Origin of the sequence: Rhodoblastus sphagnicola, from assembly GCF_002937075.1 — a bacterium.
In the GTDB taxonomy this organism is placed as follows: Bacteria; Pseudomonadota; Alphaproteobacteria; order Rhizobiales; family Beijerinckiaceae; genus Rhodoblastus; species Rhodoblastus sphagnicola.
In genome coordinates, this window is the sequence record NZ_NHSJ01000018.1 from 50,649 (window position 1) to 71,737 (window position 21,089).

A 21,089-nucleotide genomic window follows, 5' to 3' on the forward strand; every position below is an offset into this window, starting at 1 on the left:
AGTTAACAAATGCTTAACCATTTTGGCGTTCCGCCGGAGACGCCCGACTTGGGCGACGCCGCGAAATCGACGCGGCGCCAGCGCCAGAACGCGGCAAGCGAGGCGGCCGCGAACAGTTTCGTCAACGCGCGCCGGCGTTGAGATCGGGGCCGCCGTCGCGCGCGACGCGACTTGACGCCCTGGCCTTCCTGTCGGCTCATGACCACATCCGCGTCACAGCGATCGTCTAGAGTCGATTCTGCGTAAGCAAGAAAAAGGAAACATGATGCGTCGTCACCGCCGAGCCAAGATTGTCGCCACCGTCGGTCCCGCGAGTTCATCGCCCGACATGTTGAAAAAATTGTTCGTCGCCGGGGTCGATACATTCCGGCTCAATTTCAGCCATGGGTCGCATGAGGACCACGCCAAGGTTCATGCCGCCATCCGCGCGCTGGAGGTCGAACTGGGGGCGCCGATCGGCATTCTCCAGGATCTTCAGGGACCGAAAATCCGGGTTGGAACGATCAGGGATGGCAAGATCAGCGTCGCCGCCGGCGAAAAGATCCGGTTCGTGCCCGAAGGCCATGCCGGCGATGCCATGTCGATCCCGCTGCACCATCCGGAGATTTTCGCCGCCGTCCTGCCCGGACAGGATTTGCTGATCGACGATGGCCGCGTGCGCGTGCGCGTCACGCGCATCGACCACGACGCCATCGACGCCGAGGTGATTTATGGCGGGATCATTTCCAACCGCAAGGGCGTCAATCTTCCCGACACCCTGCTCACCTTGTCGCCGCTGACGCCGAAGGATCGCGCCGATCTCGCCTTCGGCCTCGCGCTCGGAGTGGACTGGGTCGCGCTCTCCTTCGTGCAGAAACCGTCCGACGTGATCGAGGCCAAGGCCCTGATCGGCGACCGGGCGGGCCTCATCGCCAAGATCGAGAAGCCCCAGGCGCTCGATCATATCGACGACATCCTGCGCATTTCCGACGCCATCATGGTGGCGCGCGGCGATCTCGGCGTCGAAATCCCGCACCAGGACGTGCCGGGGCGCCAGAAGGAACTGGTGCGCGCCGCGCGGCTGGCGGTGAAGCCGGTGATCGTCGCCACGCAAATGCTCGATTCCATGGTGTCCTCGCCCGCGCCCACCCGCGCCGAAGCTTCCGACGTGGCGACGGCGATCTATGACGGCGCCGACGCGGTGATGCTGTCGGCGGAATCGGCGGCCGGCGATTATCCCGTGGAGACCGTGAGAATGATGGACAGCATCATCCGCGCCACCGAGGGCCACAAGCTCTACCATTCGATCGTGCATGCGACCCAGCCGGCCACGGAGGAGACGCCGCCCCACGCCGTCGCCGCCGCCGCCGCCGATCTCGCCGAAGCCATCGGGGCGCCGGTGATCGTCGCCTTCACCTCCTCGGGGACCACCGCCGCGCGCATCGCGCGCAAACGGCCGGTGCTGCCGATCCTGGCGATCACGCCGAATATCGCGATTTCCCGGCGCCTGAGGTTGCTGTGGGGCGTGCGGGGCTTCCACTCGCAAGCGGTGCATGGCTACGACGAAATGATCGCGCATGCGACCAAGACGGCGCGCGACGAGCAATTCGCGGAGCCGGGAGACTTCATTGTCGTCGTGTTCGGCATCCCCTTCGGGCAAGCGGGAACGACCAACAATCTACGCGTGGTGCAAGTGAGCGGAAAGCCGGCGAGCGACGATTGAGGGGCGGCGGGATGTCCTGGCGCAGCGGGATGTCCTGGCGCGGCGGAAGGTCCTGACGCGGCGAGATGTCCTGACGCAGCGAGATGTCCTGACGCAGCGAGATGTCCTGACGCGGCGAGATGTCCTGACGCGGCGAGATGTCCTGACGCGGCGGGATGTCCTGGCGCGGCGGAAGGTCCTGGCGCGGCGGGATGTCCTGGCGATGCAACTTTTGGTGATTGGCCAAGGCGCTGATTGTTAATCCCGACAATTCGACTTATCCTGATCTGTTCGTTTGAATTCGGGAGGGTTGAAATGAACATACTCAGGAAGATAATCGCCGCTTTGTTGGGCGACGATGGCGCGCCAAGCCTTTATTCGGGCCTGGTGGTCGGCGATGTCTATCGCCGGGGCGACGACAGAAACCACTGACGACAGGTAAACGGCGCGCGAAACTCGCGCGCCGGCATTGCGCGGACGCGCCGCCTCCGCTAACCATGCGACATGATCCGCGTCGCGCTCTATTCGGGTTCGTTCGACCCCGTCACCAACGGACATATCGACGTCATTCGCGCGGCCATGGGCCTGTGCGACCGGCTGGTCGTCGCCATCGGCACGCATCCGGGCAAGTCGCCCCTCTTCACCGTCGAGGAGCGCGCCGACCTGCTCAGGCAAGTCTGCGCCGAGGATGCGCTGGCGAAAAATTGCGAGCTGGCGGTGTCCACCTTCGCCGGCCTCGCCGTCGAAGCGGCGCGCGAACATGGCGCCAGCGTCATCATTCGCGGCCTGCGCGACGGCACCGATCTCGATTATGAAATGTCCATGGCCGGCATGAACGGCGTGATGGCGCCGGCGATTCAGACCGTGTTCCTCCCGGCCGGCTTGAACGTGCGTCACATCACCGCCACTTTGGTGCGTCAGGTGGCGTTGATGGGCGGGGATGTCACCGCCTTCGCGCCGGCGCCGGTGGTGGAGGCCCTGCGCCGCAAGGCCCGCGCGTAACTCCCTGGAAAGGAAGAGAAATGAAGGATTCAGTCGATCGCCGCCGCTTTTCGCGCGGTCTCGCCCTGCTGGCCGGCGCGTTCGCCGCCGTCGGCCCGGCCCGCGCGGCGGACGACCCGGAAAACCTGCTCTATCTGCAACTCAAGGACGGCCGCGTGGTGATCCGGCTGCGCCCGGATCTCGCGCCCAAACACGTCGAGCAGATCAAGACCCTGGCGCGGCGCGGTTTTTACGACGGCATCGTGTTCCATCGCGTGATCGAGGGCTTCATGGCCCAGACCGGCGATCCCACCGGCACGGGCGCGGGCGGGTCCGACCTGCCGAACATCGCCGCCGAATTCTCGTCGGAGCCGTTCAAGCGGGGCACGCTGGGCATGGCGCGCTCGGCCTCGCCGAACTCAGCGAATTCGCAGTTCTTCATCTGCTTTGCGCCGGCATCCTTCCTCAACGGCCAGTATACCGTATGGGGCGAGGTGATTTCCGGCATGGAATTCGTCGACAAGATCAAGCGCGGCGAGCCGCCGGCCAATCCGGACAAAATCGTCAGCTTGAAGGTCGCCGCTGACGTGAAGTGACACCAGACGTCAAATCCGTGAACCGCCCTCGCCCTTCGAGACGGCCGCTGTCGCGGCCTCCTCAGGGTGAGGGGCTACTCTAGAAAAGGAAAACATATGTCCGACGAAGGCAATCTGATGACGCTCGAAACCTCCAAGGGCGTGGTGGTGATCCGCATGCGCCCCGATCTGGCGCCGAACCATGTCGCCCACATCAAGAAGCTGGTGGGCGAGGGTTTTTATGACGGCGTCGTGTTTCACCGCGTGATCGACGGCTTCATGGCCCAAACCGGCTGCCCGCATGGCACGGGCACGGGCGGCTCGAAATATCCCAACCTGAAGCAGGAATTCAACGCGGCGCCGCATGTGCGCGGCACGGCCTCGATGGCCCGCGCCCAGTCGCCGGATTCGGCCAATTCGCAGTTCTTCATCTGCTTCGACAACGCCCGCTTCCTCGACAAGCAATATACCGTCTGGGGCGAAGTGATCGAAGGCATGGAGAATGTCGACAAGATCAAGCGCGGCGAGCCGGTGCGCGACCCCGACACGATCATTTCCGCCAAAATTTCCTGATCGGGGAAGGTTTCCTGACGCGCGGCGGCGGGGGCTCGCCCCCCCCGCCGACGCGCGTCGGATCGACAAGCCCGTTCATCGCTCGCGTTGACGGGACAATCGCGCGAATGCTAAAAAAAAGCCGCTCTGGCGGAGCTGAACGGCGTGTCCGGAAAACTACTTGCCCCGAAAGCGAAACGGTTTGTCGCGGGGGGTGTGGTGTGTCCGATCGAAGAGCGCTCAATTTCATAGCCGCTGCGCCACGATGGCCCAGGCAAAGCAATCCCGGCTCCCTGCTGTCGATTTTCCCGGCATTTCCCGAGGCCATGCGCCGCTCGCGCCCTTCCGTCATCGCGCCCGCATTTTGTCTGGCGGCGCGCAAGGCCCGCCGAAAGACGCGGCGCCCGCGTCTCTCGGATAACGGCGCCCATCCGGAGACGATGCGAAATGAATGACGGACACATCCATCTCCCGGTCGCGGAAGCTTATGACCGTTGGGCGCCCTTCTATGATTCCTATGACAATCCGATGGTCTTCGGCGCCAGTCAGTTGGTCGGGTTTTTGTCCAAGGCGATCGAGGCCAAGGTCGTCGTGGAATTCGGCTGCGGCACCGGCCGGAATCTCGCCAGACTGAAGCAGGATGGCGCCGAAAGGCTGATCGGATGCGATGTTTCGCCGGGCATGCTGGAGAAGGCGCGCGCGCGCGATCCCGCATTCATCCTGTTTCAGCAGGATATGACGCAGCCATTGCCGCTTGCCGATGGCGTCGCCGATCTGGCGCTTTTTTCGCTGTCTCTCGAACACGTCGCCGAGTTGGTTTCCCCTCTGCGGGAGGCGCGGCGTCTTATCAAGGCGACTGGAGCGATCGCGGTGATCGAAATCCATCCCTTCCTGTCGCTTGGCGATGTCAGCGCCCATTTCCGCGACGGCGACGCCATCGTGCGGATGCCGACCTTTCCGCATCGCTTCTCCGACTACATCAATGCGGCGGCGCAGGCCGGTCTGGCGATCGCCGCATGCCGCGAGTGGCGTCCTCGCGATTTTCAGGGGGCTCCGCCAGAAAAGCTCTTCAAGCGAGGGCCAGATATTCCGCTGCTTGTCGCGTTCACTCTGACAAGAGGCGAGGATGGTCAGTCGCCGGATGCGCCCCGGCGCCCCAGGGAGATCCAATCACGATGACAAACAAATTCGCTCACTGATCGAGGAGCAATGACTTTGAGATACTGCATATTCTCCGGCTCCAGTTCGGGAAGGCTTCCGGTTTACGCCGAGGCGGCGGAGCGGCTCGGCCATGCGCTTGTCGAGGCCGGGATCGGTGTCGTTTACGGAGGCGCTTCGGTCGGCTTGATGGGGATCATCGCAAACGCCGTGCAGTCCCGCGGGGGCGAAGTCATCGGCGTCATCCCGCGCGCGCTCGTCGAAAAGGAGGTCGCGCATACCCAGCTCGCCGATCTCCGAATCGTCGACACGATGCACCAACGCAAGGCCCTGATGGCCGAATTGTCGGACGGCTTCATCGCATTGCCCGGCGGCATCGGCACGCTCGAAGAACTTTTTGAAATATGGACCTGGGCGCAACTCGGGTATCACGGCAAGCCATGCGCGCTGTTGAACGTCAACGGCTTCTATGACGGCCTGGCGTCATTCCTCGACCACATCGCCGACGAAGCTTTTCTGAAGCCCGTTCACCGGAACATGTTGATCGTCGAACCGGAGGTGAGTCCATTGTTGACCGCGTTGCGGGCCTACGAGGCGCCCCAGGCGACAAAATGGATCGCGGCGACGAACACCTGACGCCCAACGAAGCGCGGCTGGGACACGATCCGTGGGCCGCCATCCCTGGGCCGCGCTCGGGCGCTTCGCCGCCATGCTTGTCGGTCCCCCGATTACTCCGAATTAACGGAAGGCGCTGCGTGATTTTCGCCGCGGCTTCTGGCATAATGGCGTCATGACCGATCTTCTCGACATTCCCCTGCGCGCCATCGATGGCGAAACTCGCACCCTGCGCGATTACGCCGGCAAAGTTATTCTGGTCGTCAACGTCGCCAGCCGCTGCGGCTTCACGCCCCAATATTCGGGGCTTGAGGCGATCTACCGGCGCTACGGAGCGCAGGGCTTCGTGGTGCTCGGCTTTCCCTGCGACCAGTTCGGCCACCAGGAGCCCGGCGACGACGCGGAAATCAAGACGTTTTGCACCGTGAACTACGGGGTGTCCTTTCCCATGTTCGCCAAGGTCGAGGTCAACGGCGACAAGGCCCACCCGCTGTTCCGCGCGCTGAAACACGACGCCCCCGGCATGCTCGGCACCAAGGCGATCAAGTGGAATTTCACCAAATTCCTGATCGGCCGCGACGGCAAGGCGCTGCGCCGCTATCCCCCCACCGAAAAGCCGCAGGATTTGTCCTCCGACATCGAAAAGGCTCTCGACAAGACCTTGGGTTGAGAGTGGCGCGCGCGTGAACATGATTTGATCGTTCGCCGTCAACGCCCACTCCCTGGATTGTCCCGCGCCAGGGCGGCCGCTCCGCTAGAACCGGGCGACCGCCGCTCTTGCTATTGGCCGGGCGCGACCGCCTCCGCCGCCGCGCGGCGATAGGTCAGGTCGAGGGCGAGCACGCACAGGCCCGAGACCAGCATGGCGCCGGCGAACAATTGATAGAGTTCGGCGGGTTTCCATCCGAGATTGAGCATGTAGCCCGTGAACAGCGGCGCCAGCGCCGCGACGCCGCGGCCGATGCCGATCATCCAGCCCACGCCGGTCGCGCGCGCCGCCGCCGCATAGATTTTGGGGCTGATGGCGTAAAACGCCACCACGCCGCCGTTCGCGGCCACCCCCACGCCCACGGCGAACGCGAGCGCCAGCCCGAGCGACCCCATGAATTTGGCGAACAGCACGAAGAACAGCGCGCCCGAGCCGAGGATCAGCGCCGTGACGAGGCGCGGCTGTATTTTCAGCGAGAGCAGCGCGAAAATCAGCGAGGCCAGCACGCCGCCCGCCGAAACGAGCGCGCCGGCGCGCACGCCCATGGCGGGGTCGCCCGACACCTGGGCGATCAGCTTCACCGTCCAGGAATTGGTGAAGTAAAACGCCGCCATCAACGCGGAGAACCCCAGCCAAAGCAGGGCCGTGCGCCACAGCATGATCCCCTGGAAGACGATGGTGAAGACCGTGCTGCGGCTCGCCTCCTGCTCGGACGGCGGCAGGATTTCGGACGCGGCGAGGCCGAGTTTGCGCGCGATGCGATTGTAGGCGCGCAGGGCGTCGCGCGGGCGCTTTTCGATCAGATATTCGATGGACTCAGGCAGTTCCACCACGGCGAGCGCGAGAACGAGCAGGCTGACGAGGGTGGCGCAGCCGAACGGGCCGCGCCAGCCCCATTGGTCGATGAGGACGGTGGTGAGGGCGCCGCCGAGCGCCGCGCCCAGCGGGAGGCCGACGCCATAGAGTCCCATGGCGACGCCCCGCCGCCGGTCGGACGAAAATTCCGACGCCACCACATTGAGGCTGGAGACGATCGCGCCCATCCACACCCCGGAGAACACGCGAGCGATCAGCAATTGGTTGAAGGTCTGGGCGCAGGTCGAAGCCGCCAGGCCCGCAACGAGCAGGGCGAGGCACAGGATGACATGCGCCCGGCGGCCGATGCGGTCGGCCAGGGGCGAGATCAGCAGGGCGCCGGCGGCCGAGCCGAGCACGCCGCCCGACAGCAAGGTGCCGATTTCGACCGGACCGATCGACCAGACCTTGGCCACATAGGGCGCGACAAAGGCCATGACGACAATGTCGTAGCCATCGACCATGGCGATGATCAGGCATGTCAAGACGGCGAGGATCTGAAACCGCCGCATCGGCTGGGTCGCGATCGCCTTTCGTAAATCCATTGTTTCCTCCCTTTGTTATTGTTGTCTTTGTTGGTCTTGATCTTGGCGGCAGGCGCGGCGCGCATGCGCGATCATGGGGCCACGCAGGCCCGCCAATGACAATTTCAAAGGTGGGCGCGCGGCCCCAAGCTGAGCGTTTGTCACGCTTTTCCAGCAAAACGACCCCGAAAATCCGCACGAATGGGAAATCCGCGCTGCAACAACGCGGCGCGGGCGGAAAACATTTTCCATTGCCAGCGGCGCCGGGCCGATATAATTATATAACATTATCATATTTGCGCATAATTATACCATAGGGAGAACGCCCATGAGCAGCCGCCGCGCCGAACTGGCCGCGCTATTTCCGCCGGGAGAGCGCACCATCGTCAACATTCTGTGCCGTCAGGCGGAGCGTCATGGCGACAGGATCGTGCTGCGCTTCGGCGAAACCGCCATCAGCTTTCGCGATCTGCGCAATCTCGCGGCCCGGTTCGCCGGCGCGCTCAAGGACGCCGGGGTGAGGAGCGGCGACCGCGTCGCGCTGATGTGCGGCAACCGCCTGGAATTCGTCGAGGCCTTTGTCGGCTGCGCCTGGCTGGGCGCGATTGTCGTGCCCATCAACGTCGCCTCGCGCGGCGCGCAGCTCGCCCATGTCATCCGCGACAGCGCGCCGAAACTGTTGTTGACCGAACCGGCCAATCTCAGCGTTTTCGCCGACCTGCCGGTTGACGCCCTGCCGATGGACCTGATCTGGAGCTTCGATCCGCCGCCACTGGACAAGGTCAAGAACGCGGCCTGCCGGCTGGCGCCGCCGCGCGACGTGGTCGCCGCGCCCGCCTCCGCCCGCCCCGGCGACATCGCCGCCATTCTCTACACCTCCGGCACCACAGGGCCGTCCAAGGGGGTTTGCCTGCCCAACGCCCAATATTTCTGGTGGGGCGCCAATGGCGTCAATTCGCAGGGGCTGGTCCCGGAGGACATCCTCTACACCTGCCTGCCGCTGTTTCACATCAACGCCCAGCACACCTTCATGGAATCGCTGCTGCTCGGGTGCGAACTGACCATCGAGGCGCGTTTTTCCGCGTCCGGCTTCTGGCCGGCGGTGCGCCAGACCAAGGCGACCGTCGTCTATCTCATCGGCGCGATCGTGCCGATTTTGCTGGGGCAGGAGCCAAGGGCCGACGATTGCGACCACGCTCTCCGCCTCGCCATGTGCCCGGGCATCTCGCCCGCCGATTTCGTGGCCTTTCCCAAGCGCTTCAACGTGCGGCTGATGAACGCCTATGGTTCGACCGAGACCAACCAGATCATGGGCCACGCCGACCGCCCGCAACGGCCGGGATCGCTGGGCTTTTGCGATGAAAATTACGAGGCGCGGGTGGTGGACGCCGAGGACGCCGAAGTCCCCGACGGCACGCCGGGCGAGCTGGTCTTGCGCGGACGCGAGCCGTTCTCGCTGGCCGCCGGCTATCTCAACCTGCCGGGCAAGACGGTGGAGGCCTGGCGCAATCTGTGGTTCCACACCGGCGACCGCGTGCGCCGCGATCCCGACGGGCAATTCCTGTTCATCGACCGCGTCAAAGATTCCATTCGCCGGCGCGGCGAGAATATTTCCTCCTATGAGGTCGAGGACGTGCTGCGCAGCCATCCCGCCATCGCCGCCGCCACCGTCTACGCCGTGCCCTCGGCTCTCGGCGAAGACGAGGTCATGGCGGCGCTGGTGCTGGCCGAAGACGCCGAGGTCGAATTCTTGGACATCGTCAAATATTGCGAGCAGCATCTCGCCTATTTCTGCGTACCCCGCTACCTGCGCGTGGTCGAGGATCTGCCCGTCACCGAAACCGGCAAGGTAAAAAAATTCGTTTTGCGTGACGAGGGCGTCACCGACGAGACCTTCGATCTTGAAGAGACCGGATACAAACTGAAGCGTTGAGGGGAACGGCCATGTTGGACTTGAGCAAGATTGTCGCCATCGATATTCACACCCATGCCGAGGAACCCTGCGGCACACATGCCGACGACGGCTATGACGCGCTTCAGGAGGCGATGAAGGCCTATTTCAAGCCCAAGCACAATCATCGCCCGACGCCGCACGAAACCGCCGCTTACTATCGCGAACGCAACATGGCCTGCGTGATCTTTCCGGTGGACGCCGAGCGCGAGACCGGCTTTCGCCGCTACAAGAACGAGGAGGTCGCGGAAGCCGCCGCCGCCAACAGCGATGTCCTGATTCCCTTCGCCAGCATCGACCCCGCCAAGGGCAAGCTGGGCGCGCGCGAGGCGCGGCGGCTGGTGCGCGATTTCGGCATTCGCGGTTTCAAGTTTCATCCGACCATGCAGGGATTCTATCCCAACGACCGCAGCGCCTATGTGCTGTACGAAGCCATCGCGGAAGCCGGCGCCGTCGCTTTGTTCCACAGCGGCCAGACCGGCGTCGGCTCCGGCATGCGCGGCGGCAATGGCATGCGGCTGAAATATTCCAATCCGATGTTCATCGACGATGTCGCGGTGGATTTCCCGGACATGCCGATCATTCTGGCGCACCCGTCCTTTCCCTGGCAGGACGAGGCGCTGGCGGTGGCGACCCACAAGCCCAATGTTTACATCGATCTCTCCGGCTGGTCGCCGCGCTTCTTCCCCGCCAATCTCGTGCAATACGCCAACACCGTGCTGAAACACAAAATGCTGTTCGGCTCGGACTGGCCGGTGATCCTGCCCGACCGCTGGATCGCCGATTTCGAGAAGATCGACATCAGGCCGGAGGTGCGGCCGCTGATCATGAAGGAAAACGCGATCAAACTGCTCAAGCTCGCCTGAGCGCGAGCAAGGCGATCCGCCGAAAACAGCCGTGGACCGCCCCCGCCCTTCGAGACGGCCCCTGACGGGGCCTCCTCAGGGTGAGGGCTACTTATTGATTTAGATAGCTAACCCCTCATGGTGAGGAGCCGCTGCAAGCGGCGTCTCGAACCATGGCCACGGAACCGCCCGACCCGACGTCGCCCTCAGCGCAGCCCCGCGAGAACGCGATAATCCTCGATGTCGCGTTTCGGCTGCACGATCTGCGCGGCGAGGCTTTGGCATTCCGGCGCGATATCGTCGGCGAATACGCGGGCGAGGCCCACCCAATGATCCTCGCCCGCGCCGGCGGCGGCGGCGCCCCGGCACAGCAGCGCGCCGCCCAGCGCGAGGCCGAACAGGCGCAGATAGGTCGAGGCGACCAGCAGTTTTTCGGTGTCGGACAGATCGGCGGCCAAAGCCGCCGCGCTGGCCTGCTCCCAGGCGGCGAGGGCGTCGCGCAAGCGTCCGGCGGCGGCGGCGCCAATGCGCGTTTCCGCCGCCGCGACATCGGCGCGGGATTCCGCGATCAGCTTGCGCAAATCCTCGCCCTGGTCGCGGCCGATCTTGCGCATGACGAGGTCGGTCGCCTGAATGGCGTTGGTTCCCTCGTAAATCGGCGCGATGCGAATGTCGCGGTAGAATTGCGCGACGCCGGTCTCCTCGACAAAGCCCATGCCGCCGTGGACCTGCACGCACAGCGAGGCGACTTCGCAGCCGATATCGGTGGAAAAGGCTTTCACCACCGGCGTCAGCAAGCCGGCGCGCAACTCGCCCTGTCGGCGCGCTTCGGCATCGTCGCCGCGCTCGGCTTGATCGATGGCGGCGGCGGCGCAATAGGCGATGGCGCGCGTGGCGGCGGTGAGCGCGCGCATCCGCGCGAGCATGCGGCCCATGTCGGGATGGGCCGCGATCGGCGCCGGACTGTCGAAGCCGGCCGCGCGGCCCTGGCGGCGCTCCAGCGCATAGGCCAGCGCCCGCTGCGTCGCCTTTTCCGCCATGGAAACGCCCTGGATGCCGGTGTCGAGCCGCGCCTTGTTCATCATGGTGAACATGCAGGCGAGACCCTCGTTCTCGCGACCGACCAGCCAGGCCTTGGCGCCGCCGTTTTCGCCGAAAATCATGGTGCAGGTCGGCGAGCCCTTGATGCCGAGCTTGTGCTCGATCCCGGCGCAGCGCAGATCGTTGCGCTCCCCCAGGTTGCCATCGGCATCGACGAGGAATTTCGGCGCCAGGAACAGCGAAAGGCCCTTGATCCCCGGCGGCGCGTCCGGCAATCGCGCCAGCACGAGATGGACGATGTTCTCGGCCATGTCGTGCTCGCCGAAAGTGATGAAAATCTTCTGGCCGGTGAGGCGCCAGCTTCCGTCGCCGGCGGGAACGGCCCGCGCGCGTAAAAGGGCGAGGTCCGAACCCGCCTGCGGCTCGGTGAGATTCATGGTTCCCGTCCATTGGCCGGAGACGAGTTTCGGCAGGTAGAGCGCCTTGAGTTCGTCGCTGGCGTGGGTGTGAAGCGCATCGGCCGCGCCACGCGTGATCGTCGGCAAGGTGGCGAAGGCCATGCAGGCGGAGGCCAGGGTTTCGGTCGAGACCGCGCCCAAAACCGTGGGCAGGCCGGAGCCGCCGAAATTTTCCGGCTGGGCGAGCGCGTTCCAGCCGGCTTCCCGCCAGTCGCGATAGATGTCGCGGAAGCCGGGCGGGGTCGTCACGCCCGTTTCGCGCCAGGTGGCCCCGACGAGATCGGACACGCGGTCGAGCGGGGCCACCTTGTCCCGCGCGAAGCGACCGGCCTCCTCGACAATGGCCCGGATGTCCTCGGGGTCCAGATGCGGCGCGGCGATGCGGGTCAATGTGAAGACAATGTCTTCGGTCGGAGCGCGGTAGGACATGGTTCTCTTCCTCGATCGCAATGAAAGTCGGACCAGGCGGCGGAATTTTGTATATAAGATAATTGTTATATTATATACTCGTTTTTGGCAAATGGAAGCCGGCGGGAGGAAGGGATGGTGAAGGCGAAGGCGGCGGCGCCGGGAAACGGTCTGGATATGGCGAGCCTGGATATGGCAGGCCTGCATTTGGGAAGTCTCGAACACGCCGCCGGCTATGTGATGCGGCGCGCGCAAATGGCCGTCTTCAACGACTTTGCCGCGCGGTTCGCGGCTTTGGACCTGAAGCCCGGCCAATATTCGACGCTACAGGTGATCGCGTCCAACCCCGGCCAGCCGCAATCGGCGCTCGGCGCCGCGCTGGGCATCCTGCGGCCCAATTTCGTGGCCATGCTCGATGGGTTGGAGCGACGCGGCCTCGCGCGCCGCGTCCGGTCGGAACAGGATCGGCGCCTGCAAGCCGTGATCCTGACCGACAAGGGCCGGGCTTTGCTGAAGCGCGCCCAGGCCGTACAATCCGCGCAAGAGGCGCGCATCTCCGACATTCTTGGCGAGGAGGGGCGCGACCGCCTGATCGCCCTGTCGCTCCGGCTTTGGCGCGAATTGTAGCGCGGCGCGATTTTTTGCTCGACCTTGGCGGAACTTTTCGCGCCCATCCGCGTTTTCGGCGCAGCGCCGGACGGGAGCATGATCCCAGGACGTGGACACCGGTTTTTGGAAAAGATCATGCGAAAACAAAGTGTCTAGAGCGCGAGACCGGCGCATTTCACGGAGGCGTCATCCATGCAAGCCAGCATGCAGGAAGCTGAAATTCACACTTACGCGCGGCAGTTGTTCGAGGCGCGCGGCGCCAAGGCCGCGGCCGAGGCGGCGCAGAAGGCGCACGCCTTCGAGGAAAAGGGCGACAAGGAGCAATCGCGGACCTGGCGCCACATCGAGGCGGCGATCAAGCTGATGCGCGGCCCGAACCAGAGCTGAATTTCGGCGGGGCGGCGCGCCGCCCCCCAGGGCCAGAATTTCGGCGGGGCGGCGCGCCGCCCCCAAGACCAAGATTTCGGCGGGGCGGCGCGCCGCCCCGCTTGCCCTTCAGAATTTGACGGTGACGCCGCCATAAACCGTTCGCCCCTGGGCGGCGAGCGGGGTGTGGATCAGCGCGTTGGCGCCAGCGCGCCAGTCGGCCACGTCCACGCCGCCGAGCGGCTCGTAATAGAGCTTGTCGGCGAGATTTTCGACGCCGAGGTCGAAGCGCAGGTTCTGGATCTCGTAGGCCGTGCGCAGGTTGACCGTCGCGAAGGACGCCGTGGTCGGCTCCAGCCGGATCGCCTGCACGTCGGTCTTGGCGGCGACGGCGCGAACCTCCACCGCGCTGGTCAACCGGCCGCCGAACAGGGCGATGCTGTTCTCCAGCGCGACTTTGCCGTTGAGCGGCGTCATGTGGTAGAGATTCAGCCCGTCGCGCCGCTGCCCGCGCACATAATTCAACTGCCCGGCCAGCGAGAAATCGCCGTAATCCACCGTGCGCGCGACGACGGCGCGGCCCGACAGATCGAAGCCGTAAAGCTCGGCGTCGTGGTTGGCGAAGCGCAGCAGATTGGTGGCGTTGGCGCCGGAGCCGAGCGTCTTCACGTAGTTGGCGTCGATGTAATCCTCGACGTAGGAATAATAGGGCGTGACCTTGGCCGTCCAGTCCCGCCCGCGCCATTGCGCCGTGGCGGCGAGCGTGTGCGCGACTTCCGGCTTGAGATTGACGTCGCCATAATAGCCGTTGCCGTCGCCGAACCAGCCGATCATATGCGCGGCCATGGTCGAGGTCGCCCAGGTGTAGCGCTCGTAAAGGCTGGGCGAACGCGTCTTGCGCGTATAGCCAACTTCGTAAGCGGCGAAGTCAGACGGCGTGTAGCGGGCGAGCGCGGACACGTCGAAGTTCACGTCGGTCTTGGCATGGTCCTTGACGTTGAAGGCGCTGGCGTCGGCGCCATAGGCCTTGGCGCTGTAACCCTGAACGTCGCCGGCGTCCATCCACACCACATCGTTGCGCAAGCCCAGGCTTGTGGACCATTGCGGGCTCCAGCGGCGCTCCCATTCGGCATAGGTGGAAAGCACGTCGCGCTGACCCTGGTTCACATTGAGATAGGTCCCGCAGCACATCATGCCCGGACCCATCATCAGCATGTTCGTCGGGGTCGGCCACCATTCGTTGAGGCGCTGCATGTGCAATTCGCTGCCGAGCCGCACCAGATCGGCGGCGCTGGCGTCGATTTCCGCCTTGAGCCGGTAGCCGAAATCCTGGCCGTTGACATACATGGGCATGCCGCTGGTGGGCGAGGTGTTGTAGCCCACGCGCGAGGCCAGGAAATTCATGTAGTGCTGGGTCAGGTGGTAATAGGCGTTGGCCTCGACCCGGCCGAAGCCATACGCGCCCTTGTAGGACAGGTCGAACGTGTTGCCCCGGTTCAGCAGCATGTCCATGTATTGGTTGGGGAAGCCCTGAGTGGGAATATGCTGGTAATCGTAGCGGAACGCCAGCGCGTGGCCGTCGTTCTGGTAGGCCAGCGTCGCCGAATGGTTCTGCGCCTCGTAGCGGGTGGCGCGCACCAGCGCGCCGCCGCCGGCGTGATAGTCGCCGGCCTTGGTCCAGGCGCCGTCATAGCTCAGGCTGAAATGGTCGTTGGCGATGTTGGCGTGACCGCCGACGCTGACTCCGCCGCTGTTGGAGCGGAAGCTGCTCGAAACCGTCGCGCTGGCGACGAAGCCGGGCGGCAGCGGCCCCTTGACCTCGGCGGACGGGGCCCTGGCGAACGCCGGGGCGCGCGGCTTGACGATGATGGCGCCGCCGATGGAATCGCCGCCCTTGCTCACCGGGACATTCGCCGTGATGACCTCGACTTCGCCCACCGCCAGCGGATCGAGATAGGACAAGGGCGGGTTCATGTGATTGGCGCAGGCGGCGGAGATCGGCACGCCGCCGAGCACAATGGCGTTGCGGTCGTCGTTGAGACCGTGGATCACCGGCAGGCTGGAGACGCCGCCGCCCGTGGCGAGGGCGAGGCCGGGCGTATCCCCGAGGGCCTGCGCCAAATCGGCGCCGCGCGGCGTGTAATTCAGGATTTTCTCTTCGCGCGCGGGTTCGACGGCGGGCGCGAATGCCGGCGCGGGCGAGCGCCCGGCATAAACGTCGATGGCGGGAAGGTCTTGCGCGCGCGCGCCGACGGGCAGCAGCGAAACGCCCGCGAGCAGCAGGGTGGAGAGACGGGTCATGATGAGACTTTCACAAGCGGAGACATCGGGCGCGCAACACGCCCGGCGATCGAGAAAATGGATCGGGATTCAGCTTGCGGAAGGCGGCGCGCGGGCCTGCGCGGTTTCGCGGCGGGCGGCGACCAGAACGCGCGCGACCGGAAGGGTCCAGGCGATTCGGCGCGGCGCGCAGGACCGGAACGAAAGCTTCAGCGCGGCGGGCGCGACCGGCGCCGCGCCCGACAGCACGAATTTGCACAGGTCGCAGCAGGCGTCCGGGGCATGCGGCGCGCCCCTGTCTTGCGCGCCATTTGCGCCGGCGCAGATGGGCGCCAACGCGACGCCCTGAATTTGCGCCCGACCCATGGCGAGGCCCGACCCGACCGGCGCATAGATCTGCGCCAGCAGGGCCGCCAGGAACAGGGGAATGATCGCGAATACGCGCCGCAAGCCGGTCTCCAAAGGTGAAGCCGAGGTTAGCATGCGCGCAAAACGAAGCGAATTGACAAAATGCAAGTCAAGAGGCCACGCCGAGCGGAATCGTTAACCCTGTGACATCCGTGTCACGCGTTCACAGCCCCCGCGCCCAGGCCGGCCGCAGCGGGGCCTGATCAGGCGCGGCTATGGCGGCGCGCAATTGCTCCAGCAGGCGCGCCTTGTCGGCGCCGAGCGTGCCCTTGAGCACCAGCCAGTTGGAGGCGTGGTCGCTGCGAAACACGGTGCGGCGCAAGTCGAGCGTGGCGACGAGCAACTCCATTTCCCGAAGGAGACCGTCTATGCTCAGCGGCGCGAACTCCGGGAATCTTTCGCGCAACCGCGCGTCGCCCTTGGGGAAACTCACCACCAGCGTGGCCAGAAATTCCGGCTGGGTCTCGTTGGCGAGGCGCGCGGAATTTTCCGCGTGCTGGCGGCTGTAAACCTCGCCGCCGAGGCCGTTGAGGATCATCACCGAGCGCTTGATCCCGGCTTCGCCCAGTTTTTGCAGCGCCTCGCGCGTCGAGTCGAAGGTCTCGCCCTTATTGACCTTGTCCAGCACGACATCGTCGCCGGATTCGGCGCCGACATAGACCATGCTCAGGCCGAGATCGGCCAGTTCGCGCAATTCCTCGACCGATTTCTTCTTCACATTGCGCGGCAGGCAATAGCTCGACACCCGCCGCACCGCCGGCATTTCGCGCCGGAGCGCTTCGAGAATGGCGACGAGGCGCCGCGTGGACAGCGTCAGGGCGTCGCCATCGGCGAGGAAGACGCGCCGGACCTCGCCCGCGTAAACTTCGCCGCAGCGCTTGATGGACTCGAAAACCTCGGCCTCGTCGCGCGGGCGGAATTTCTTTTGCGGCGCGGTGTACATGTCGCAGAAGGTGCAGCGGTTCCACGAACAGCCGTCGGTCACCGGCAGAATCAGCGACTCCGCCTCGCTCGGCGGGCGATAGACCGGCTCGACATAACGGATGGGACCATTCATGCGGCGAAACTCCTCGCGGGGAGTTTAGCGCATCCGCCGCCGCGCGCCAAAGCCGGTTGCGCCGGAGCCGTTTTATCGAGGCGTTCGCTTCCGCATCACGCAATGGACCACGCCGGAGTCCTCGGCGCTGAGATGCGCGATATCGACCAGATCTTGCACCGCCTCGTTCACCAGGAAGCGCCGCGTCCGGTCGGCGATGATGAACCGGCCTTGCTCGACGCAAAAATTCCACTGGTGGAACCCGCGCCAGTTTTCGCGCATGGCTTCGTTGCACCAGTTGAGCGTGATGACCAGCCCTCCCGGTTTGGCGACCGCGATCATTTCGAGAATGGCCTGCATCGGATCGTAGCCGTGATCGAGCGCGTTGCGCGAGAACACCACGTCGAAACGGTTTGACGGAAACAGGCGCGACAGCGCCTCGCTGTCGCAGGTTTTGGTCCGCACCAGCGGCAGGCCGGGCGGGAAATCGAGCCGTGCGTAAGCGTCGCCGAGCGCGTCCACGGCGGTCAGGTCGATGGCGGTGGCGCCAAAAACCTTGCCGACATAGGTCATCGGCCCCGCGCCGACATCGAGCAGGGACAGCGGCGACGGCGCGGGGTGCGGCAGATAGCGCGCGATCTCGTCCTGCAACGGCGCGGCCGGGTCGCAGCGCATGGCGAAATCATCGGGCCATTGCCCGCCGCGCGTCGCGATCCAATGCGTCCAGAACGCCAGTTCGTCGTCGATGCCGGCCGCCCATACCGCCTTATTTTCCATCGACATGCGCTTGCTCCCATCCGAATACGCTGCGTCCGCCATAATCCGCCGAGCGCCGCCGCTCCTCGCCGACGATCGAATCAAACGACTCGCCGCCCGCCCGCTCCAGCCGCCGCGCCTGCGCATCCAGCCGCCGCAGGGCTTCCAGCCGATCGTCATTGCCGAGCTTGGCCTTCGCCACCGCGCTCTTGAGCACGCCGATGGTCTGGTCGTAAACCGCCGTCGCCACCGGGAAGGGATGGCGGTCCTTGCCGCCATGCGCGAGCGAAAACCGCGCCGGATCGGAGAAGCGGCAGGGCGCGCCATGCACCACTTCCGCCACCAAAGCCAGGGCGCGCACGGTGCGGGCGCCGACGCCGGGAACCATCAGCAAGTCGGAAAAATCCTTCGGGCCGCTGTCGGCCGCCGCCGCCAGCGCGCCATGCAGGCGGCGCAACACCACATTATCAGACCTCACCTCGTGATGCGCCGGCAGCATCAGATGCGGCAGCGTCATTTGCGCCGGCTCGGGCCGCTGTTCGAGCGCGAAAAACTCGCGCGCCACGCCGCCGGGGCCGAGATCGCGCAACAGGTCGAGCTGAAGCGCCCGCGATTTTCGCGCGCGGCGGTCGGTGAGGTTGACGATCTCGCCTTGCGTCTCGCCCTCGATGGCCGCGTGCGGCGCATCGACGAAATCCTCCAGACCTTCGGAGAGCCAGTGATAGCGCCGGGCATAGCGCGTTTCGCCGTTCATGCCCTGCTGCACCACCACCCATTTGCCGTCATCGGCGACAATGAAACCGTGCAGATAGAGATCGAACCCGTCCTGCACGGCGGCGCTGTCCACCTTGGCCACCATGCGGCTCGCTTGCGCCAGGGCGGCGCCGTCGAAGCCGACGCGGGCGCCAATGTCGCGCAACTCGATCGGCGTCTGGCGCGAATGTTTGCCGCGTCCGCCGCAGACGTGCAGGCCAAGCTCGCCCGACAAGGGTTCAAGGCCGCGCTTCAGGGCGCCGATCACGCTGGTGGTGATTCCCGAGGAATGCCAGTCCATGCCCATCACGGCGCCGAACGACTGGAACCAGAACGGATGGGCGAGTCGCCGCAAAAACTCGTCGCGGCCGTAATGATGCACGATAGCCTGCGCGATCACCGCCCCGAGCCGCGTCATGCGTTGGCCGAGCCAGGCCGGAACCCTTCCGCCATGCAGCGGCAAATCCGCCCCGCCCGCGCGCCGCGCCATGCGTCCTCCTGTTTCGAAAAACCCACCGGGAAATTTTCCCGAAGCCGAGTGTGGCGCGGATCGACCACCACCGCTAGTCTGTCGTAAACGCGACGGAAACGTGCGACAAGCCGACCGTCACCCAAGGAATCAGCATGGACGCCCTCTCCTTATCTCCGCTCGCCCTGTTTTTGCAGGCGGGTCTCGTCGGCAAGATCGTGATGGTCGTGCTCGGCCTCGCCTCGATCTGGTGCTGGCTGCTGATCGTCGAATCGCTGTTCGGCCTCACGCGGCTGTCGGGGGCGTTGCGCGCGCCGCAATCGCCGCTGCTGGCCGCTTCCGACGTCGACGGCTACAACGAATCGAAAATCCGCCTCGCCGGCGAAACCGTTTCCGAGCGGCGCGCCCGCGTCGCCGAAAAGCTGACGCGCGGCCATGTCGAGATTTTGATGAAGGCCGAGGGCGGCCTCGCCAATCTCGCGGTGATTTCCTCGGTGGCGCCGTTCATCGGCCTGTTCGGCACGGTCTGGGGCATTATGGCGAGTTTCGTCGGCATAGCGGCGGCGCGCGACACCTCGCTCGCGGTGGTCGCGCCGGGCATTGCCGAGGCGCTCGCCGCCACGGCTTATGGACTGGCCGCCGCCATCCCCGCCTCGATCGCCTATAACAGGCTGGGCGCGGCTTTTTCGCGGCTCGGGCAGCGCATGATCCATCGCGCCGCCGACCGCGCGGCGGATTTTTGTCGCGATCCCGGTTGAGGGAGAGGCAAATGGCTGGCGCCCCTCAACAGAACGGAAAACTGGGCTTTTTCCGGCCCCAGGCCGACATCAACGTGACGCCGCTGGTCGATGTCATGCTGGTGCTGCTGATCATCTTCATGGTGACGGCGCCGCTGCTCGCCACCGGCGTCAAGGTGGACTTGCCGCAGGCGAAAGCGGCCAAACCGCTCGACCCGAAGGAGCCGATCGTGGTCGCCATCGACCGCGACGGCAAGGTGTCGCTGGGCGCCGAGCAGATTGACCGCGCCGATCTGGTGGCGCGGATCAAACTGAAGGTCGGCGACGATCTCAATCGCACCATCCACCTGCGCGGCGACAAGGACGCCGCCTTCGGCCAGATCGTGGCGCTGATGGACGAACTCGCCGGCAATGGCCTCACCCGTCTCGCCATCGTCACCGACAGCCACAAGACGGCGGCGCCGGCGGCGGCCGAGCCGTTGCGGCCATGAGCGACGCCGTCTCGCCCTTGACGGAAGCCGCGCCCGCCCGGCGACCGGCTTCGCTGCGACCGCCCTGGCTGCGCCCGGCGGCGCTGGCGCTGATCCTGGCGGCCCACGCCGCCGTTTTTGTCGTGGTGAAACCGGACCTCGACGCGACGCCGCCGCTCGAATCGATGGAAGTCGGTCTGGTTGCGCTCGGCGACGCGAGCGAGGACCAGAGGCCGCAGGACGAGATCAAGCCCGCCGAAGCGCCGCCGCCGGCCGAGGCTTCCGCGCCGCCGCCAGCGGCAGATTTGACCGCGCCGCCTCCGGAAACAATCGCGCCGGAGGCCCCGCCCCTGCCGGTCGCCAAGCCCAAGCCGGTCGTCAAGCCAAAACCCGAGGTGGAGCCGGACGACGAGCCGAGTCCAGCCGAATTGCGGCGGATTGAGCAGCGCAAGCACGAAGCGGAGGCAAGGCGGCGCGAGGCGCGGGAAGACGCTCAGGAGCGCCGCGAGGCGCGGGAGGCGCGCCAGGAAGCCCATCGCGGCGCGGCGCATGGCGCGGCGCGCGCCAGCGGCATGTCGGTCGCGTCCTATGCCGGCCTCGTCCTGGCCGAGTTGAATCGCCGCAAATTCTTTCCCGCCGCGGCGCGGGCGGCCGGCGTCACCGGCGCGGTGGGCGTGGCCTTCACCATCGGCCCGTCGGGGCGCGTGGTCAGCGGATCGATCACCCGCTCCTCCGGCGACGCCTCGCTCGACGGCGCGGCGCGCGCGATCATGAGCGCGCTCCACGCCCCGCCCCCGCCGGGCGGCCGGTTTTCCACCGCGACCAGCATCAGGTTCAACCTGAACTGAAAGA

General features: G+C 65.6%; 22 protein-coding genes. 15 read left to right on the plus strand and 7 right to left on the minus strand.

The window, feature by feature from the left end; genetic code table 11:
• Positions 1-9 precede the first annotated feature (9 nt).
• From CCR94_RS26290 to CCR94_RS01480, 8 genes are all read left to right on the plus strand, one after another.
• Positions 10-141, plus strand: coding sequence for a hypothetical protein (locus CCR94_RS26290; RefSeq protein ID WP_275112797.1), 132 nt, complete (start codon positions 10-12; stop codon positions 139-141).
• Positions 142-265: 124 nt separating this feature from the next.
• Complete coding sequence (gene pyk / locus CCR94_RS01445) at positions 266-1,702, plus strand: pyruvate kinase (RefSeq protein ID WP_104506143.1); 1,437 nt, start codon at positions 266-268, stop codon at positions 1,700-1,702.
• A 483-nt stretch (positions 1,703-2,185) separates the two neighbouring features.
• Entirely contained in the window at positions 2,186-2,683 is a 498-nt protein-coding gene (gene coaD / locus CCR94_RS01450) for a pantetheine-phosphate adenylyltransferase (RefSeq protein WP_104506107.1), read from the plus strand.
• Between the two features lie 20 nt (positions 2,684-2,703).
• On the plus strand, positions 2,704-3,258 hold the full coding sequence (locus CCR94_RS01455) for a peptidylprolyl isomerase (RefSeq protein ID WP_104506108.1): 555 nt from the start codon (positions 2,704-2,706) through the stop codon (positions 3,256-3,258).
• A 96-nt stretch (positions 3,259-3,354) separates the two neighbouring features.
• On the plus strand, positions 3,355-3,810 hold the full coding sequence (locus CCR94_RS01460; RefSeq protein ID WP_104506109.1) for a peptidylprolyl isomerase: 456 nt from the start codon (positions 3,355-3,357) through the stop codon (positions 3,808-3,810).
• A gap of 426 nt (positions 3,811-4,236) precedes the next feature.
• Positions 4,237-4,968: a class I SAM-dependent methyltransferase gene (locus CCR94_RS01470; protein ID WP_104506111.1), complete on the plus strand. Its 732-nt coding sequence runs from the start codon at positions 4,237-4,239 to the stop codon at positions 4,966-4,968.
• A 30-nt stretch (positions 4,969-4,998) separates the two neighbouring features.
• A complete protein-coding gene (locus tag CCR94_RS01475; protein ID WP_246781432.1) occupies positions 4,999-5,583 on the plus strand; it encodes an LOG family protein in 585 nt (194 codons plus the stop codon).
• A gap of 154 nt (positions 5,584-5,737) precedes the next feature.
• Complete coding sequence (locus tag CCR94_RS01480; protein ID WP_104506112.1) at positions 5,738-6,232, plus strand: glutathione peroxidase; 495 nt, start codon at positions 5,738-5,740, stop codon at positions 6,230-6,232.
• 110 nt (positions 6,233-6,342) lie between these two features.
• On the opposite strand, the gene CCR94_RS01485 is transcribed toward CCR94_RS01480, so the two are convergent.
• Positions 6,343-7,671 (minus strand): MFS transporter, encoded by a 1,329-nt coding sequence (locus CCR94_RS01485; RefSeq protein WP_104506113.1) that lies wholly within the window; start codon positions 7,669-7,671, stop codon positions 6,343-6,345.
• A 307-nt stretch (positions 7,672-7,978) separates the two neighbouring features.
• Here CCR94_RS01485 and CCR94_RS01490 point away from each other — a divergent pair, with 307 nt between their 5' ends.
• Positions 7,979-9,583, plus strand: coding sequence for an AMP-binding protein (locus CCR94_RS01490; protein ID WP_104506114.1), 1,605 nt, complete (start codon positions 7,979-7,981; stop codon positions 9,581-9,583).
• Between the two features lie 11 nt (positions 9,584-9,594).
• A complete protein-coding gene (locus CCR94_RS01495) occupies positions 9,595-10,467 on the plus strand; it encodes an amidohydrolase family protein (RefSeq protein WP_104506115.1) in 873 nt (290 codons plus the stop codon).
• Between the two features lie 185 nt (positions 10,468-10,652).
• Here CCR94_RS01495 and CCR94_RS01500 read toward each other — a convergent pair whose 3' ends face one another.
• Entirely contained in the window at positions 10,653-12,374 is a 1,722-nt protein-coding gene (locus CCR94_RS01500; protein ID WP_104506116.1) for an acyl-CoA dehydrogenase family protein, read from the minus strand.
• Positions 12,375-12,488: 114 nt separating this feature from the next.
• On the opposite strand from CCR94_RS01500, the gene CCR94_RS01505 reads away from it, so the two are divergent.
• Positions 12,489-12,980 carry a MarR family winged helix-turn-helix transcriptional regulator gene (locus CCR94_RS01505; protein ID WP_104506117.1) on the plus strand — a complete coding sequence of 164 codons (492 nt, stop codon included), beginning with the start codon at positions 12,489-12,491 and terminating at the stop codon, positions 12,978-12,980.
• A gap of 174 nt (positions 12,981-13,154) precedes the next feature.
• Positions 13,155-13,349 (plus strand): hypothetical protein, encoded by a 195-nt coding sequence (locus tag CCR94_RS01510; protein WP_425332301.1) that lies wholly within the window; start codon positions 13,155-13,157, stop codon positions 13,347-13,349.
• A 108-nt stretch (positions 13,350-13,457) separates the two neighbouring features.
• Here the strand turns inward: CCR94_RS01510 and CCR94_RS01515 are convergent, their stop codons facing one another.
• From CCR94_RS01515 to CCR94_RS01535, 5 genes are all read right to left on the minus strand, one after another.
• Positions 13,458-15,629, minus strand: a complete 2,172-nt coding sequence (locus CCR94_RS01515) for a TonB-dependent receptor (RefSeq protein ID WP_104506118.1) — start codon at positions 15,627-15,629, stop codon at positions 13,458-13,460.
• 69 nt (positions 15,630-15,698) lie between these two features.
• The gene (locus tag CCR94_RS01520) at positions 15,699-16,058 is read right to left on the minus strand and encodes a DUF2946 family protein (protein ID WP_104506119.1); all 360 of its coding nucleotides are present in this window, start codon (positions 16,056-16,058) and stop codon (positions 15,699-15,701) included.
• 121 nt (positions 16,059-16,179) lie between these two features.
• Positions 16,180-17,073, minus strand: coding sequence for a radical SAM protein (locus CCR94_RS01525; RefSeq protein ID WP_104506120.1), 894 nt, complete (start codon positions 17,071-17,073; stop codon positions 16,180-16,182).
• Positions 17,074-17,145: 72 nt separating this feature from the next.
• The gene (locus CCR94_RS01530; protein WP_158254568.1) at positions 17,146-17,835 is read right to left on the minus strand and encodes a class I SAM-dependent methyltransferase; all 690 of its coding nucleotides are present in this window, start codon (positions 17,833-17,835) and stop codon (positions 17,146-17,148) included.
• Positions 17,819-19,051, minus strand: coding sequence for a DUF763 domain-containing protein (locus CCR94_RS01535; RefSeq protein ID WP_104506122.1), 1,233 nt, complete (start codon positions 19,049-19,051; stop codon positions 17,819-17,821). Before CCR94_RS01535 ends, CCR94_RS01530 begins: the two co-directional genes overlap by 17 nt.
• Before the next feature lie 134 nt (positions 19,052-19,185).
• Between CCR94_RS01535 and CCR94_RS01540 the strand changes: the two genes are divergently transcribed.
• From CCR94_RS01540 to CCR94_RS01550, 3 genes are read left to right on the plus strand one after another with little or no spacing between them, the layout of a single operon-like run.
• Complete coding sequence (locus CCR94_RS01540; RefSeq protein ID WP_104506123.1) at positions 19,186-19,788, plus strand: MotA/TolQ/ExbB proton channel family protein; 603 nt, start codon at positions 19,186-19,188, stop codon at positions 19,786-19,788.
• 11 nt (positions 19,789-19,799) lie between these two features.
• The gene (locus CCR94_RS01545; protein WP_104506124.1) at positions 19,800-20,258 is read left to right on the plus strand and encodes an ExbD/TolR family protein; all 459 of its coding nucleotides are present in this window, start codon (positions 19,800-19,802) and stop codon (positions 20,256-20,258) included.
• A complete protein-coding gene (locus tag CCR94_RS01550; RefSeq protein WP_104506125.1) occupies positions 20,255-21,085 on the plus strand; it encodes an energy transducer TonB in 831 nt (276 codons plus the stop codon). Before CCR94_RS01545 ends, CCR94_RS01550 begins: the two co-directional genes overlap by 4 nt.
• Positions 21,086-21,089: the final 4 nt, after the last annotated feature.